Source organism: Cryobacterium sp. 10S3, assembly GCF_034344045.1.
Taxonomy (GTDB): Bacteria; Actinomycetota; Actinomycetes; order Actinomycetales; family Microbacteriaceae; genus Cryobacterium; species Cryobacterium glucosi.
In genome coordinates, this window is record NZ_CP133773.1 from 3011691 (window position 1) to 3027881 (window position 16191).

Consider the following 16191-nt stretch of genomic DNA (forward strand, 5'->3'; position numbering starts at 1 on the left):
CGGTCTCCCCTGCCGGCTCAGGCCGGCAGGCACCAGTCGCCTGACCGCATGGTCGCGGTGACGTAGAGCCCGGCATCGAGGACGATCAGGTCGGCCGGCTGCCCCGCGGCGAGGCGGCCGCAGTCGGTGAGGCCGATCATGTCGGCCGGGTTCTGCGTGGCCGCTCGCACCGCGGTGGCGAGGTCGACCCCTGCCGCGTGCACGGCGAACCGGACGGCCTCGCTCAAGGTGAGGACACTGCCGGCGATCGTCCCGTCCGCGAGGCGCGCTTCACCGTCCAGCACGCTAACGGGGAGGCCGCCGAGGGTGTACTCGCCCTCGTCCGCCCCGGCCGCGGCCATCGCGTCGGTCACGAACACCGGTCGCGACGGGCTCTGCGTGATGAAGCGGACGACCGCGGGATGCAGGTGCACCCCGTCTGCGATCAGTTCGGCGAACACGGCGGGGTTCTCGAGCAGAGCGAGGGACGGCCCGGGTTCCCGATGGTGCAGGGGACGCATCGCGTTGAAGAGATGCGTGCCCGCCGTGGCCCCCGCCTGGATCGCCTGCCTGGTCATGGCGTCATTGGCGTCGGTGTGGCCGATCGCGGCGACCGCGCCGTATCCGACGATCCGCCGGACGGCGTCGAGCCCGCCAGGGAGCTCAGGGGCGATCGTGACCATGCGCACCGTGCCGCGGCCGGCGCGCATGAGGCGGTCGATGCTGCCCCTGTCGGGCACCCGGAGCAGTTCCGCCGTGTGGGCGCCCCGATGGATCGGGCTCAGCCAGGGTCCTTCGAGGTGGATGCCTGCGAGCAGGCCGGAATCGACGAGGTCGGCGAGGCCGGCCACCAGGCGTTCCATCTCATCGAGCGGTGCCGTGACGAGGCTCGCCATCAGCGTGGTCGTGCCGTGTTCCCGGTGGGTCGCCGCGATCCCGGCCGCCGCGATCTCCGTGTCGGCATCGTTGAAGCTGAATCCGCCACCGCCGTGATTGTGCACGTCGACGAAGCCGGGGGCGAGGATCCCGTCCGGGTAGTGGGCATCGGCGACGCGCGGCGGGAGGCCGGCGCCGACGGCGATGATCCGTCCGGCCCTGACCTCGACCCAGCCCGGGGTGTGCACGGCGTCCGCGGCGACGACCGTGCCGGCGCTGAGCAGAATCGAGTCGGCCACGGGGTTAGATTCCCTGCCAGGCGTACTTGTGGGCGTATGCGTATGCGTAGTAGTCCCGGTTGGCGAGGCGGGATGCCGCGGCCTCGTCGACGAGGACGGTCACGTGCGGGTGAAGCTGGATGACCGAACCGGGCTTGCTCGATGAGACCGGTCCCTCGACGGCGGACGCGATCGCATCCGCTTTCTCTTCGCCGAACGCGAGCAGGATGAGGTGCCTGGCGCGGCGAATCGTGCCGAGGCCCTGGGTCATGCAGTGGATCGGCACGTCATCGGGAGAGGCGAAGAAGCGCGCGTTGTCGATCCGGGTCTTCTCGGTCAGGGTCTTGATCCGGGTGACGGACGCGAAGGAGGAGCCGGGCTCGTTGAAGCCGACGTGACCGGTCTGCCCGATACCGAGGATCTGCACGTCGACGCCGCCGGCCGCGACGATGGCGGCCTCGTAGTCGAGTCCCGCGGTCTCGAGGGTGGCCACGTCGCCGTTCGGGGTGCGGATGTTCGCGGGGTCGAGACCGAGGGGCACGACGACGTCGCGGGTGATGACGGCGCGGTAGCTCTCCGGGTGCCCTGCGGGCAGCCCGACGTATTCGTCGAGGGCGAAGCCGCGCACGCGGGACATGTCGAGGGGTTCCTCCGCGAGGGAGGCTGCGAGCGCCGCGTACACGGAGAGCGGCGTGGACCCGGTGGCCAGGCCGAGGACGGCATCCGGCTTGCGCATGATCAGGGCACGGATGGATGCCGCAGCAAGCGTTCCCGCTGCGGTCTCGGTGTCGAGGACGATTACTTCAGCCAATGTTCTGCTCCAGTTTCACAATGATGGTGCGTGGTGGTGCTGCCGGGGTCACGGGCTCGCCCGCGACCCCGGCGTTGGTGGGATTAGACCGTCGTGGACGACGCGGAGTCGGGCACTGTCGCGTCGGGAACCTCGTCCTCGCCGCGACCGGGGGTCTTCAGGTTCCACTTGCGGATCACGAAGCGGAACAGGAAGTAGTAGATACCGGCGTACGCGAGCCCGATCGGGATGAGCAGCAGCGGCTTCTCGGCCAGGCCGAAGTTGAGCACGTAGTCGAACGTGCCCGCGCTGAAGGTGAACCCGTCCCTGATCCCGAGGGCGTTCACGAGGGCGAGCGAGGAACCGGTCAGCACCGCGTGGATGAGGTAGAGCGGGAACGCGACGAACATGAAGGAGAACTCGAGGGGCTCCGTGACGCCGGTGAGCATGGCGGTCAGCGCACCGGAGAGCATGATGCCGCCGACGATCTTCTTCTGGGACGGCTTGGCTTCCTGCCAGATGGCGAGGGCGCCGGCCGGCAGCGCGAACATCATGATCGGGAAGAACCCGGTCATGAAGGAGCCGGCGGTGGGGTCGCCGGCGAAGAACCGGGCGATGTCACCGTGGGCGCCGTTGAAGTCGCCGATCACGAACCACATCACCGAGTTGAGGATGTGGTGCAGCCCGACCGGGATCAGCAGCCGGTTGGTCGTGCCGTAGAGGAAACCGCCCCAGATGTTGTTCGAGGAGACGAACTCGCCGAAGCCGGAGAGACCGGTCGCGAAGGCCGGGTAGACGAAGGCCAGCAGGACTCCCAGTACCAGCGCCGTGCCTGCGGTGATGATCGGGACGAACCGGCGGCCGCCGAAGAAGGCCAGGTAGCTCGGCAAAGAAATCCGATGGAACCGCTGCCAGAGCAGGGCCGACGTGATGCCGATCAGGATGCCACCGAGGACACTGTAATTGACCAGCACCTGCTTCCCGCCCTCTGCGGGCAGTCCGAGAACCAGGGGCGACATTGCCTCTCCGACCTTGGAGAAGACGAGGTAGCCGACGACGGCGGCCAGGGCTGTCGAACCGTCGGATTTCTTTGCGAAGCCGATAGCGACGCCGACCGCGAAGAGGAGCGGCAGGGCGTCGAAGAGCGCACCGCCGGCCGAGGCGATGACGGCGGCACCGGTTTCGAAGCCCGGGATGCGCCCGAGCAGGTCGGGCTGGCCGAGGCGCAGCAGGAGTCCTGCCGCGGGGAGTGCTGCGATCGGCAGCATGAGGCTGCGACCGACTCGTTGAAGTTGCGCGAGGCCGGGGAACGGCCTTTTCGTCCCGGCGTCGGCGGTGATGCTGGACATTGATTTCCTCCTGGTGGTGCGTTGTCGGTATGGATGTTGCGTGGATGGTCTGTGGGTCAGGGTTGGTGCTGCAGGTTGAGGGTCATGTGAATCTGGTAGCGGTCGCCGCGGTACCACGAGGTGACGTGTTCGAGGAAGGCGGACCCGGCGGACGACGTCCGACGGAAGACCATCACGGGGGCATTGGCGGCGATGCCGAGGGTAGCCGCGAGCAGGGCGTCGGCGCCCTCCGCCCAAACGGCCTGTTCCGCGTTGTCGATACGCAGGCCATACTCGGTCGCGAACGTCGCGTACAGGGACCGGGTCAGGTCTTTGGCGCCGAGCTCGGGGAGCAGCTCTGCCGGGTAGTAGCCGCGTTCGAGTGCCATCGGCACCCCGTCGGCGAGCCGGAGTCTTTCGATCTCCAGCACCTGGGCGCCCGCGCCGAGTCCGAGGGCGGCCCGTACCGCGAGGGGCGCTTCGATCAACCGGGACGAACGCACGATCGTCGCGGGGACGAGGCCGCGCCGGCGCATGTCCTCCGTGAAGGACGCGAGGTGCAGGTCGCTCTGCACGCGTTCGCCGGCCACGAAGGTGCCCTTGCCCTGCACCCGGTAGAGCACGCCCTCCTCGACGAGCTGGCGGATCGCTTCGCGCACGGTCGAGCGACTGACTCCGTACCGCGTCATGAGCTTCCGCTCCGGCGGGATCGCGGCGTGGGGAGCGAGGCTGGTCTCGACCAGCTCCTCCAGGATCGAGCGCAGCTGGGCGTGCTTGGAGACCGGTCCTGATTCCAGAACCGGGGCCTCATCGATGTCGGTCATCTCGCTGCGTCCTCCGAAAGGTTGGGGTGTGTAGATACCAGCATAGGACCACTTTCACTTTGTGGTCCGTACTGGTACGATCCAATAGTTCGATGATGAAGCCGCGGCACCCTGCTTGTCAAGACCCCCAGCCGCTCGGGTTCTCCGAGAACACCCGAAACCGAATCAGACAGGGCGCAGACTTGGCTCACGGCCGGAACGCTTCGCGCGTATCCAAGCCGCTGCAGCCGGTTCCCGGCCCACCATCACTGGAGGAAACACCATGAGCACCAAAGCGGAGCAAATCCTCGCCGGCCTCGGCGGATCAGGCAACCTCGTCGAGATCGAGGCGTGCATCACCCGACTGCGCACCGAGGTGAAGGACCCCGCCCTCGTGAACGAGCCTGCGCTCAAGGCGGCCGGCGCCCACGGCGTCTTCCGGTCCGGCACCATCGTCCAGGTCGTCGTCGGACCAGAGGCCGACAACCTCGCCGAAGACATCGAAGACCTCCTGTGAGCCGTGGGGCTCCCGTCGTCCTCGTGACGCCCGTCGTCGTCCTCGCGCCCGTGCCCGGTCGCGCCGTCGGCCTCGCCGAGGTCCCCGATCCCACGTTCGCCCAGGCGATCGTGGGTCCCGGCGCCGCGATCGACCCGCCGCGGGGCATGGTCGACGCGATTGCGCCGATCAGCGGCAGGCTGCTCAAGGTCTTCCCGCACGCCTTTGTGATCCTCTCCCCCGACGGGATCGGCGTCCTCGTCCACCTCGGCATCGACACGGTCGAGCTCCGCGGCGAGGGATTCACCCTGCGGGCGAAGCAGGGCGATCAGGTTGCAGCCGGCGACGTGATCGTGACCTGGGACTCCGCGGCCGTCGAGGCGGGCGGCCGCAATCCCATCGTGCCGGTCATCATCCTAGAGCGCACGCACGAGAACATCGACCTCGCCGATGCCGTCACGGACGGCGCCGACCTTGCCGCCGGCGACCTCTTCCTCACCGTCACCTCCTGACGGGCTGTTCCGCGAGAGCGGAGAAATGGCCCCTTCGCGCGCAGCGAAGGGGCCATTTTCGTACTCTCGCGGACCGGCATCCGCTGTGAACGCGTGCGGATGCCGCTACACGAGTGATTCCCGCCAGGCCGCGTGCAGCTGGGCGAACCGTCCGGTGCCGTCGATCAGGTCGTCGGGCGCGCCGTCCTCGACGATGATCCCGCGCTCCATCACGAGCACCCGGTCTGCGATCGCGACCGTGGACAGCCGGTGCGCGATGATGACGGCCGTGCGGTCGGCGAGGAGGGTCTGCAGCGCCTGCTGCACGAGCCGCTCGCTCGGGATGTCGAGCGAGGACGTCGCCTCGTCGAGGATCAGCACCGCCGGGTCGGCGAGGAAGGCCCTCGCGAACGAGATCAGCTGGCGCTGCCCGGCGGACACCCGGCCACCGCGTTTGTTCACGTCGGTGTCGTATCCGCCGGGAAGGTTCTCGATGAACTCGTGCGCGCCGACGGCACGCGCCGCCGCCACGATTTCGGCGGGAGAGGCGTCCGGTTTGCCGATCGCGATGTTGTCGGCGACCGAACCGCTGAACAGGTACGCCTCCTGGGTGACCATCACGATGGCGCGACGGAGGTCCTTGGGGTGCAGCCGGCGCAGGTCCACCCCGTCGAGCAGCACCTGGCCGTCGGTGGGGTCGTAGAACCGCGCCATCAGCTTCGCGAGCGTCGACTTGCCTGCCCCGGTCGAGCCGACGAGGGCGATCGTCTGCCCTGCGGGAATCGCAAGGTCGAAGGTCGGCAGAACCACCCGGTCGGACTGGTACTCGAAGCGCACCCCGGTGAAGGTGACGGCGCCGCGCGCCTCCCACAGGTCGACGGGGGCAACCGGGTCCGGCACGCCGGGGAGTTCCTCGAGCACGCCGGAGATCTTCTCGAGCGCCGCCGCGGCGGACTGGTACGAGTTGTAGAACATCGCCATCTCCTCCATCGGATCGAAGAACCGCCGGGTGTAGAGCAGCGCCGCGAGGAGCGCACCGATCGCGAGCTGCCCGTCGACGACGCGGAATCCGCCGAGCAGGAGCACGACGGCGACCGCGACGTTGCCGATCAGGATGAGGCCGGGGTCGAAGATGCCGAACAGCTGGATCACCCGGCCGTTCACCTTTCGGTAGTCCTCGACGAGCTCGCCGAAGACCTCCTCGTTGCGTCTCTCCGCCCGGAACGCCTTGACGGCGCGGATGCCCGTCATCGTCTCGACGAACTTCACGATCAGGCTCGCCGATGCGGTCCTCGACCGCCGGAACAACGTCTGCGACCGCACCTGGAACCAGCGGGTGAGCGCGAACAGCGGCACCAGGGACCCGAGCAGCACCAGCCCGCTGACGCCGTCGAGGCTCACGAGCGCGATCGCCGTGAAGGCCATGTACAACACGCCCTGCACGAGCTGGTTGATACCCGAGTCGAGCAGTTCCCGGATCGCGTCGAGGTCGCTGGTCTGCCGGGAGATGATCCGCCCGGAGGTGTACGACTCGTGGAACTCGAGGCTGAGCCGCTGGGTCTGCAGGAACACCCGCTTGCGGAGGTCGATCAGCACTGCCTGGCTGATCCTGGCCGACATCATCGTGTACCAGGCGATCAGGATCGCCCCGATCACGCCGGTGAGGAGGTAGACCCCGCCGGTCGCCGCGAGCGGGAGCCAGTCCTGGGCGAGGAGGGCAGGCAGTCCCTTGTCGATCCCGAACGCGATGAGGGCGGGACCGGCGACCTGGGCCGCGGTCGAGAGCACCACGACGAGCATCGCCGCGGTGACCCGCCAGCGCACCGGGCGGAGCAGGGAACCGAGCAGGCGCAGCGAGCGCGCCCGGATCTGCTTGCTTTCGGACGCGGTGAAATTGTTGCGTTCTTCGCCTTCGACTCCGGTGACGCTCATCGTGCGGCCTCCTCTCGCTCGGTCTGTTCTGTCCGTGCGGCCGATTCGTCCCTGGCGACCTGCCTGGTGGCGTCGCGCCGTTCTTCGTCTTCGAGGCTCGAGATGACGAACCGGTAGTGCTCGTTGGTGCGCAGGAGCTCGGAGTGCCGGCCGACCGCGGTGATCCGGCCGTCCTCGAGCAGGGCGACCCGGTCGGCGAGGGTGACCGTCGACGGCCGGTGCGCGACGATGAGCGCCGTCGTCGAGGCGAGCACCTCGCGGAGGGCGGCCTCGACGAGGGACTCGGTGTCGACGTCGAGCGCGGAAAGCGGGTCGTCGAGCACGAGCACCGCCGGCTTCGCCGCGACCGCGCGGGCGAGCGCGATCCGTTGGCGCTGGCCGCCGGAGAGGCTCATGCCCTCCTCGCCGACGAGGGTGTCGACGCCGTCGGGCAGGTCACGCACGAAGCCGGCCTGCGCGACCTGCAGGGCCTCCTCGAGCGCGGCATCCGCTGCCGCCGACCGCTCGGCGAACTCCGGCCTGCCGAGCAGCACGTTGTCGCGCACGGATGCCGAGAACAGCGTCGCGTCCTCGAACGCCATCGCGAGGTGGCCGCGCAGGTCTTCGCGGCCGAGCGAGCGCACGTCGACACCGTCGAGCGTGACCGCGCCCTGGGTGACGTCGTAGAGGCGGGTGGTGAGTGCGGTGAGGGTGGACTTGCCCGAGCCGGTCAGCCCGACGAGGGCCATGGTCTCCCCCGGCTGCAGCACGAGGTTGACGCCGTCGAGCAGGTCGGGGAAGCGCGCCGGCGAGTCGGGGTAGCGGAAGTGCACGTCCTCGAAGGCGAGTCGGCCGCGCGGCTCGGCGAGCGTGACGGGCCTGTCGGGGTCCGTGATGCTGTTTGGGGCGTCGAGCACGTCGAAGTACCGGTCGGTCGCCGTGCGGGCGTCGAACGTCATCGACAGCAGGAACCCGATCGATTCGACCGGCCAGCGCAGCACGGTCGCCGTCGCGAAGAATGCGACGAGGCCACCGACGCTGAGGTCACCCTGGGCGGCGAGCCAGACTCCGACCACGAGGCAGAGCGCGAACGCGACATCGGGCACCATCAGGAGCCAGAGCCAGATGCCGGCGATCGCGCGCGCCTTCTCGATCTCGGTGCCACGAAGGTCTTCCGCCTGCTGCGAGAAGTTCTTGAGCGCGAAACCGCCGCGCCCGAACGCCTTGAGCACGCGGATGCCGTGCACGGACTCCTCGACGGCCGTCGCGAGGTCGCCGGCCTGGTCCTGGCTGCGCCGGGCCACGACGGAGTACTTCTCCTCGAACAGGTACCCGACGATCCAGAGCGGAATCGAGCAGGCGATGAAAACGACGCCGAGGATCCAGTTCATCGAGACCAGCACGGCGGCGCCGATCACGATCGTGACGATATTGACGACCAGGAGGACCAGGCCGAAGGAGATCCAGCGCCGGATCAGGTTCAGGTCGCTCACCGCGCGGGACAGGAGCTGTCCGCTCGGCCAGCGATCGTGGAAGGAAACCGGCAGGTCCTGCAGGCGCGCGTAGAGCGCGTTCCGCATGCTCGCCTCCACGTGGGTGCCCGGGACCAGCACGAACCAGCGGCGGAGGGCGATCAGGATGGCCTCGAGCACGCCGAGGCCGAGGACGACCAGCACGGCGGGCCAGATTCCGGCGGGGTCCTGCCGGGACAGGGCGCCGTCGACGAGGCCCTGCAGCACTTGCGGGATCGCGAGGGCGACGACCGCGGCCAGGAGCGCGGCGATCATGCCCAGCACGAGCCGGGGCAACGCGGGTCGCACGTAGGGGAAGAGGCGCAGCAGGGTGCGCAGCGTGCTCGCGCGCTTCCCGGGCTGCTCAGGGGCCGCTGCCGGTGTGGCAGCAGGTGTGCTGGGTGGCGTCGAGGCGGTCGGTGGGTTCGGAGTCGTGTCCATGGGAGTGGGTGGTGTGGTTTCGATGGGAGTGGTTGGTGTGATCTGGGTCACGAGTGGAGCCTGTTCGGATACATGGTGCCGATGGACGCCAGCGGGGTGCGCTGGGCGTCGAGGAGTCGAAGAAGTCGCGTCGGAGTCGCGTTCGACGGCGGGCGGGAAGCTGGGCGCTTCCATACGGTCGCGACGACGGGACGCCGGTCGCGGGCTGCGGGTTACGGGCGGGGTGCTGGAGGAGGGAGCCGACGCGCGATGCGGATGGAGTGGCTAGGCCGCGTTGTCGTGGACGCCCACGGCAGAGCCAGCGCCGGTGATCGCATTCCCAGCGAGCTGTGGCTGTGCTGTCTGTGTCATGTCGGCCTCCTGAGCGCGTCGAATCCTCGTTGTGCTCCCCGTGTCAGGCAGCCTTCCAGACTACGACCCCACCGTGCGTCGGCGCAAGCACCTCTTTGAGAGTCGGGTCCGCGGACTCCCGGTCAGCGGATGCGTACGCTCAGGCAGGTGACGCAGCCCTCGAGCTTCTCGAATTCGGAGATGTCGACGGTGACGACGCGGTAACCGCGGGCGGCGAACAGGGCGGCCGAGCGCGGGGCCGCGCTCGACATCAGCACCGCGTCCGGGGCCAGCACAACGACAGCGGTGCCGCACTCCTCCGGGACGGGCAGGAAGGGTTCGAACACCGTCGAGTCGTCGACGAGGGGCGGATAGCCGATCACGGTCGCGTCGGGCAGGGCGGTGACGGCGGACTTGAGATGCAGCACCTTGCTGATCGGGACCGCGACGACGGTGTAACCGCGCGGGACCAGGATGTCGCGGAGCTGGTCGATGCCGGCGTCGTTCGTGCGCAGGCTGCGGCCGACGTACACGGTCCGGCCGATCTTGAGTACGTCGCCGCCGTCGAGGGTGCCGGGCAGCGCGAGGCGGTGCACCGGGATGCCGAGGCCGCGGACGGCGGCCTCCGCCCCCGCGGTCTCGTCCCGGCGGCTCGGGGCCCCCGGGCTGGTCAGCACGGCGATGTCGCCGAAGGAGATGACGGCATCCTCGATGAAGACCGAGTCAGGGAGCAGCGGGGCCGGTTCGACCTCGATCACGTCCCAGCCCTCCGCGGCGAGCGCTGCGACGTAGCCGGCCCACTGGGTGCGGGCGAGCCCGAGGTCGACGGGGACGCGCTCGATGTGCGTGAGCTGGCCCTCGGCGAGGTTGTCGGCGGGGCGACGGACCAGGGCGATCCGGCGAGCGGCGGGTTCGAATGCGGGGATGTCCATCCCGACAGTGTATGGGCTCGCCGGGTGCGGCTTCGCCGGCCGCGCGCAGGTGCCCCGCCGGTCAGAGCTTCTTGTCGCTGATCTCCTGGATCGGCATCGAGCGGGTGAATTCCTCGCCGCGGTGCACGGCTTCGGAGTCTCCGGAGAACAGGCCGGGTGCCTCGGTGACGGGGCGTTGTTCCCTCGGGGCGCTCGTGGCCGACGTCGTGGGGCGGCGGGCCGGCTGCCGAACCTCGACGCGGCCGAGCGGGAGTGCGTCCGGGTTCTCGGCGACGAGCCACCCGACGAGGTTCTCTCGCACGATGCAGCGCAGGTCCCAGAGCATCGCGGCGTCCCCGGCCGAGACCAGAACACGGATGCGGACGAAGCCGCCGACGGCATCCGTCACCTGCAGCACGGCAACGCGCCGGTCCCAGAGCTCCGTCTGGACGACGATCCGGTTCAGCTCCTCGCGCATGGCCCCGGTGCTGACCCTCCAGTCGACGTCGAACTCGACGGAGCCGAGCAGTTCGCTCGTGCGGCGCGTCCAGTTCTGGAACGGCGTCGTCGTGAAATAGGTCGAGGGCAGCACCATCCTGCGGTCGTCCCAGATGTGCACGACGATGTAGGTGAGGGTGATCTCCTCGATCCGGCCCCACTCGTTCTCGACGATGACGACGTCGTCGACGCGCAGGGCGTTGCTGAAGGAGAGCTGCATGCCGGCGAAGACGTTGGCGAGGCTCGACTGGGCGGCGAGGCCGGCGACGACGCTCAGGAGACCCGCCGAGGCGAAGAGGCTCGCCCCGACCGCAGCGGCCCCTGGGATGCTGAGCAGCACCGTGCCGATCGCGCAGACGATGACCACGACGACGCTGATCCGGCGGAGCATCCGCAGCTGGGTGCGGACCCGCCTGGCCACCCGGTTGTCCCGCACGTCGATGCGGTACCGCGCGGCGATGACTTCCTCGAAGAAGTACATCAGCGCCGCGACGAGCCAGGTCGCCGCCGCGATGAACAGGGCGCGCATGATGAAGTCGACCGCGAGGGTCAGGTCCGGCGTCGTCGTCAGGTACACGGACGTCACGATCCAGAGGGCGCCGATCAGGATCACAATCCGGAAGGGACGCCGGCACAGGCGGATGAACGCGCGCGCCCAGGCCCGCTTGCGCGCGGCCATCCGGAAGACGAGCGCGGCGACCGCGGTGATCACAAAGGCGCTGATCACCGCGACGACGAACGCGATCAGAAAGGTGGGTTCGATGAAACCGTCGAGCAGCGGCACGGGTGTCCCTTCGACCGGACCGCCGACTAGCGAACCGGACCCTTCCATCGTGCCAGACCCCGCTGGCAGGAGCCTCCGCGGATCAGTGGAAGAAGTGGCGCTCTCCGGTGAAGTACATCGCGACGCCGGCCTCTACGGCAGCGGCGATGACCTCGGGGTCGCGCACCGAACCTCCTGGCTGTACGACCGCGGTGACCCCGGCCTCGAGGAGGACCTGCAGTCCGTCGGCGAACGGGAAGAACGCATCGGAGGCCGCGACGGAGCCGGCGGCCCTGTCCCCGGCGCGCAGCACGGCGAGGTGGCACGAGTCGACCCGGTTGACCTGGCCCATGCCCACGCCGACGGATGCCCCGGAGCGGGCGAGCAGGATCGCGTTCGACTTCACGGACCGGCACGCCTTCCACGCGAACTCGAGGTCGGCGCGGGTGGCCGCGTCGACCTCCTCGCCGGCGGCAAGGGTCCAGGTCGAGGAGTCGAAGTCTTCGAACGAGTCGGTCTCCTGCACGAGCAACCCGCCGGAGATCTGGCGAAGCTCGAGCGAGGAACGGTGGTAGTTCTCCGGAAGCTCGAGCAGGCGGATGTTCTTCTTCTGGCTGAGCAGTTCGAACGCGGCCGGTTCGAAGCCGGGTGCGACGAGCACCTCGGTGAAGATCTGGCTGACGGTCTCGGCCATGCCGAGGGTCACGATTCGGTTGGCCGCGATGACCCCGCCGAATGCGGAGACCGGGTCGCAGTCGTGAGCCCGCTTGTGGGCCGAGGCGATCGCATCCGGCGCCTTGGTGTTGGCCACGGCGATGCCGCACGGGTTGGCGTGCTTGATGATGGCGACGGCCGGTTCGGCGAAGTCGAAGGCCGCGCGCACGGCGGCATCGGCGTCGACGTAGTTGTTGTAGGACATCTCCTTGCCGTGGCGCTGCACCGCCTGGGCGATGCCCTCTCCGCCTTCGCCGAGGTAGAGCGCGGCGGCCTGGTGCGAGTTCTCGCCGTAGCGCAGCACGCTGCCGCGGGTGGCCTCGATCGCGAGGGTGCCGGGGAAGGGGCCCTCGTCGTCGAAGGCGGTGCCGATCACGGCGTCGAACTCGTCGAGGATGGCCTCATCGAGGGCCTCGGTGTCGTCCTGCCACTGGTCGTAGACGTTCTCGGTGAACCATGCGGAGACGCTCAGGTCGTAGCCGGCCGTGTGCTCGAAGGCGAGCGAGGCGAGCTTGCGGCGCAGCTCGAGCGTCGTTCCCCCTGCGGAGACGGCGGTGACGATCTCGCCGTAGTTCTCCGGGTCGACCACGATCGCGACGTTCGGGTGGTTCTTCGCCGCGGCGCGCACGAGTGCGGGGCCGCCGATGTCGATCTGCTCGATGACCTCGGCAGCGGGTGCGCCGGAGTTCACGGTCTCGACGAAGGGGTAGAGGTTCACCACGACGAGTTCGAAGGGCGCGATGCCGAGCTCGGTGAGCTGGGCCTCGTGGGCGGCGAGCCGCAGGTCGGCGAGGATGCCGGCGTGCACTCCGGGGTGCAGGGTCTTGACCCGCCCGTCGAGGGACTCCGGGAAGCCCGTGACGGCGGCGACATCGGTCACGGCGAAGCCCGCGGCACGGATGCTCGCCGCGGTCGACCCCGTCGACACGATTTCGACGCCGGTCGCCACGAGGGCCGCAGCAAGCTCGACCAGGCCGGTCTTGTCGCTCACCGAGATGAGCGCCCGCCGCACCGGGACGACATCGCGTTCGCGGTAAAGGCTCTGGTCGTTGCTGTGCCCGCTCATATCTGGGAGTGCTCCTTGAGGTTCGTGTTTCCGTTGGCGATGTCGAGAACGGCCTGCACGAGCAGGCGCCGTTCGACGATCTTGATCCTGGCGTGCAGGGAGTCCTCGGTGTCGTCCTGAAGCACCGGCACCCGCTCCTGCGCGACGATGGGCCCGTCGTCGACACCGGTGTCGACGACGATGAGGCTGGCTCCGGTCTCGGGGACGCCGGCGGCGAGCGCGTCGCGCACCCCGTGGGCTCCTGGAAATTCGGGCAGGTAGGCCGGATGCGTGTTGAGGAGGTTCGGGGTCAGTGCGGCGACGACCCTGGCGGGCAGGAGACGCATGAAGCCGCTGAGCACGACGAGATCCGGCGTCCATTGCCGGATCACGGCGAGCAGTTCGTCGCCCCACTCCTCGCGGGAGGCGAACGAGCTGTACGGAACCGTGAAGGTGGACACGCCGAACTCTTCACCGAGGTCGAGGCCGTCCGCGTCCCTGTCTGCCCCGATCGCGACGACCCGCGCCGGGTACTCGGCGTCCTGGCACGCTTCCAGGAGGGAACGGAGGTTGGATCCCCCGCCGGAAATCAATACGACCAATGACAGCACTGGACGAGCCTATCGTTTGCCGGTCCTCGCCGGTGGGGCCGCGGCGGGGGCCGTGGCGCCGGAGGTGGCCCCGCGCCGCCGGATCGGGGGCGTCAGCATTCCGAGAACAGCGGCGACGCCGACCTCGAGCGCGGCGAAAGCGCCGACCAGCAAGGGGTTCGGCCCGACGTCCACGAGCCGGCCTGGACCGAGGGCCCCTCCGGACCACCAGGCCAGCAATCCGAGGACAATGCCGGCGACGACACCGGCCAGTGCTCCGGTGAGAGCCAGCCGGCCGCGATCGGCGCCGGGCTCGCCCGCACGGTGCTGGCGCTGCCGGGTTGCGAAAGCCGTGAGATAGCCGATCAGAACGGGCACGAGCAGCCCGAGGAACCCGAAGGCGAGGCTGCCGTGCGGGAGCACGCCGAGCAGCGGCAGTCCGGGTACCGGGCCGAGGACGGTGCCGACCGGGGACACGCTCGACCCGATGCCGACGGCGATGCCGGGCCCGACGAACCAGGCTGCCGCCCAGATCACGAGGTTGGGGATGAGCGCGAGCTGGGCGATCGTCAGGGTGATGCCGCCCATCACCCCGGCCTGCACGGTCTCGTAGAGGCCGATGATCGTCGCGAAGTTGCCGAGGATCAGCACGAAGACGGCGAGGGCCGCGACGCCGACCGTTCCGGTCGCGGCGCCGAAGCCGGCACGGAGGGCTCCGGCCAGAACCGAGCGCCATTCGGCGGGCACCTCGGGCAGCCGGGGCGACCGCGGAAGGGCCGGGAGCGCGGGAAGGGCGCGCAGCCAGGCCGGACGGCCGGTTGCCGGGCGACCAGGAGCCGGGTGAGCGGAAGCCGGGTGAGCGGAGGCTCCCTGCAGGTGAGGCGCCTGACCGGCAACCGGATGCTCTGGCGACTCGGTCCGGTGGCGGGCGCCGATGAACACCCCGGCGGCGAACACGGCCGTGGGCAGGAGCACGCCCTGCGGGATCGACGGCTGCAGGGCATCCGTGCCGACGGTGAGGGTGAGCAGGGTCGCGAGCAGCCCGTAGACGGGGATCGCGGTCAGGACGCCGGTCCAGCGGTGCGGCGAGTCCGCCGCGCGGCGGCCGGTGTGCCTGCCGAGGAACAGGGCGAGCACGGCGAAGCCGAGGAGCGCGATCGTGAGCGAGAACGGGGCCTCCGCGCCGGGCAGGCCGAGCGCGGCGACGACGGTGGGGTCGAGCTGGACGGCGAGGTCGACGCCGTTGCCGAGCAGCCAGACCGTGACCGAAGCGCGCCAGAAGACGAGCCAGTCGACCGCGAGGCCGTACTGGGTGGCCCACAGGATGGTCAGGGGCACCAGGGAGACGCCCACTCCGATGGCTACGACAATGAGCGCCTCGAGTGCGGCGAGCAGGGCTGTCGTTAAGCGGTTCATCCGGTGGGAGCCTACCTCGCCCGCCTGACCGGCCCGCGCGCCCCCGCCGTGACGCGCGAAAAAAAGGGGGCCCGCCGTGATGGCGGGCCCCCTCTTCTGGCTCTGCGAGCGGATGCCGGTCTACAGTGCGGCGAGAACCTCGCGCAGCAGGGTCGCGGTCTCGCTCGGCGTCTTGCCGACCTTGACCCCTGCGGCCTCGAGGGCCTCTTTCTTGCCCTGGGCGGTGCCTGCGCCGTCGGAGACGATCGCCCCGGCGTGGCCCATGGTCTTGCCCTCCGGCGCCGTGAAGCCCGCGACGTAGCCGACGACGGGCTTGGTGACGTGCGCCCGGATGTAGTCCGCCGCCTTCTCCTCCGCGTCGCCGCCGATCTCGCCGATCATCACGATCGCGAGGGTCTCCGGGTCGTTCTCGAAGGCCTCGAGGGCGTCGATGTGCGTGGTGCCGATGATCGGGTCGCCGCCGATGCCGATCGCGGTCGAGAAGCCGAGGTCGCGCAGTTCGTACATCATCTGGTAGGTCAGGGTGCCAGACTTGGAGACGAGGCCGACCGGGCCCTTGCCGGTGATGTTCGCCGGCGTGATGCCGACGAGCGCTTCGCCCGGCGTGATGATGCCGGGGCAGTTCGGCCCGATGATGCGGGTCTTGTTGCCCTTGGCCTTGGCGTATGCCCAGAACTCGGCGGAGTCCTGCACCGGGACGCCCTCTGTGATGATGACGAGCAGCGGGATCTCGGCGTCGATGGCTTCGATGACGGCGTCCTTGGTGAAGGCCGGTGGGACGAAGGCGATCGAGACATCCGCCCCGGTCTTCTCGATCGCCTCGGCGACCGAGCCGAAGACGGGCAGTTCGACGTCGCCGTGCACGACGGTGGTGCCGGCCTTGCGGGCGTTGACGCCGCCGACGACCTGGGTGCCTGCCTTGAGCATGAGGGCGGTGTGCTTGGTGCCCTCACCGCCGGTGATGCCCTGGACGATGACCTTGGAGTCCTTGTTGAGGAAGATAGACATGTTCGAAAATCC

General features: G+C 69.5%; 14 protein-coding genes. 2 read left to right on the forward strand and 12 right to left on the reverse strand.

The features are described 5' to 3' along the window. Positions 1-17: 17 nt before the first annotated feature. The 4 genes from nagA to RHM57_RS14020 all read right to left on the reverse strand — a co-directional run bounded on the left by nagA (position 18) and on the right by RHM57_RS14020 (position 4075). The gene (nagA, locus tag RHM57_RS14005) at positions 18-1154 is read right to left on the reverse strand and encodes an N-acetylglucosamine-6-phosphate deacetylase (RefSeq protein ID WP_322137193.1); all 1137 of its coding nucleotides are present in this window, start codon (positions 1152-1154) and stop codon (positions 18-20) included. A 4-nt stretch (positions 1155-1158) separates the two neighbouring features. Then, a complete protein-coding gene (locus RHM57_RS14010; protein WP_134449971.1) occupies positions 1159-1944 on the reverse strand; it encodes a glucosamine-6-phosphate deaminase in 786 nt (261 codons plus the stop codon). An 83-nt stretch (positions 1945-2027) separates the two neighbouring features. Further along, on the reverse strand, positions 2028-3272 hold the full coding sequence (locus RHM57_RS14015) for a PTS transporter subunit EIIC (protein WP_322137192.1): 1245 nt from the start codon (positions 3270-3272) through the stop codon (positions 2028-2030). Between the two features lie 56 nt (positions 3273-3328). After that, complete coding sequence (locus tag RHM57_RS14020; RefSeq protein ID WP_322137191.1) at positions 3329-4075, reverse strand: GntR family transcriptional regulator; 747 nt, start codon at positions 4073-4075, stop codon at positions 3329-3331. A gap of 262 nt (positions 4076-4337) precedes the next feature. Between RHM57_RS14020 and RHM57_RS14025 the strand changes: the two genes are divergently transcribed. Continuing rightward, entirely contained in the window at positions 4338-4571 is a 234-nt protein-coding gene (locus tag RHM57_RS14025; RefSeq protein ID WP_134449968.1) for a glucose PTS transporter subunit EIIB, read from the forward strand. Then, positions 4568-5062, forward strand: coding sequence for a PTS glucose transporter subunit IIA (locus RHM57_RS14030; RefSeq protein WP_322137190.1), 495 nt, complete (start codon positions 4568-4570; stop codon positions 5060-5062). Before RHM57_RS14025 ends, RHM57_RS14030 begins: the two co-directional genes overlap by 4 nt. A 105-nt stretch (positions 5063-5167) precedes the next feature. Here the strand turns inward: RHM57_RS14030 and RHM57_RS14035 are convergent, their stop codons facing one another. The 8 genes from RHM57_RS14035 to sucD all read right to left on the reverse strand — a co-directional run bounded on the left by RHM57_RS14035 (position 5168) and on the right by sucD (position 16179). Then, a complete protein-coding gene (locus RHM57_RS14035) occupies positions 5168-6973 on the reverse strand; it encodes an ABC transporter ATP-binding protein (protein ID WP_322137189.1) in 1806 nt (601 codons plus the stop codon). Then, entirely contained in the window at positions 6970-8904 is a 1935-nt protein-coding gene (locus RHM57_RS14040) for an ABC transporter ATP-binding protein (RefSeq protein WP_134559055.1), read from the reverse strand. The genes RHM57_RS14035 and RHM57_RS14040 overlap by 4 nt, the downstream gene beginning before the upstream one ends. Before the next feature lie 473 nt (positions 8905-9377). Then, positions 9378-10166, reverse strand: coding sequence for a dimethylargininase (gene ddaH / locus RHM57_RS14045; RefSeq protein WP_322137188.1), 789 nt, complete (start codon positions 10164-10166; stop codon positions 9378-9380). A 61-nt stretch (positions 10167-10227) separates the two neighbouring features. Continuing rightward, a complete protein-coding gene (locus tag RHM57_RS14050) occupies positions 10228-11427 on the reverse strand; it encodes a mechanosensitive ion channel family protein (RefSeq protein WP_322137187.1) in 1200 nt (399 codons plus the stop codon). Positions 11428-11509: 82 nt separating this feature from the next. Beyond that, entirely contained in the window at positions 11510-13186 is a 1677-nt protein-coding gene (gene purH / locus RHM57_RS14055) for a bifunctional phosphoribosylaminoimidazolecarboxamide formyltransferase/IMP cyclohydrolase (protein ID WP_322137186.1), read from the reverse strand. Beyond that, positions 13183-13776: a phosphoribosylglycinamide formyltransferase gene (gene purN, locus RHM57_RS14060; RefSeq protein WP_322188396.1), complete on the reverse strand. Its 594-nt coding sequence runs from the start codon at positions 13774-13776 to the stop codon at positions 13183-13185. The genes purH and purN overlap by 4 nt, the downstream gene beginning before the upstream one ends. Positions 13777-13785: 9 nt before the next feature. Then, positions 13786-15171, reverse strand: coding sequence for a DUF6350 family protein (locus tag RHM57_RS14065; protein WP_322188398.1), 1386 nt, complete (start codon positions 15169-15171; stop codon positions 13786-13788). Between the two features lie 120 nt (positions 15172-15291). Then, positions 15292-16179, reverse strand: a complete 888-nt coding sequence (gene sucD, locus RHM57_RS14070; RefSeq protein WP_134449963.1) for a succinate--CoA ligase subunit alpha — start codon at positions 16177-16179, stop codon at positions 15292-15294. Positions 16180-16191: the final 12 nt, after the last annotated feature.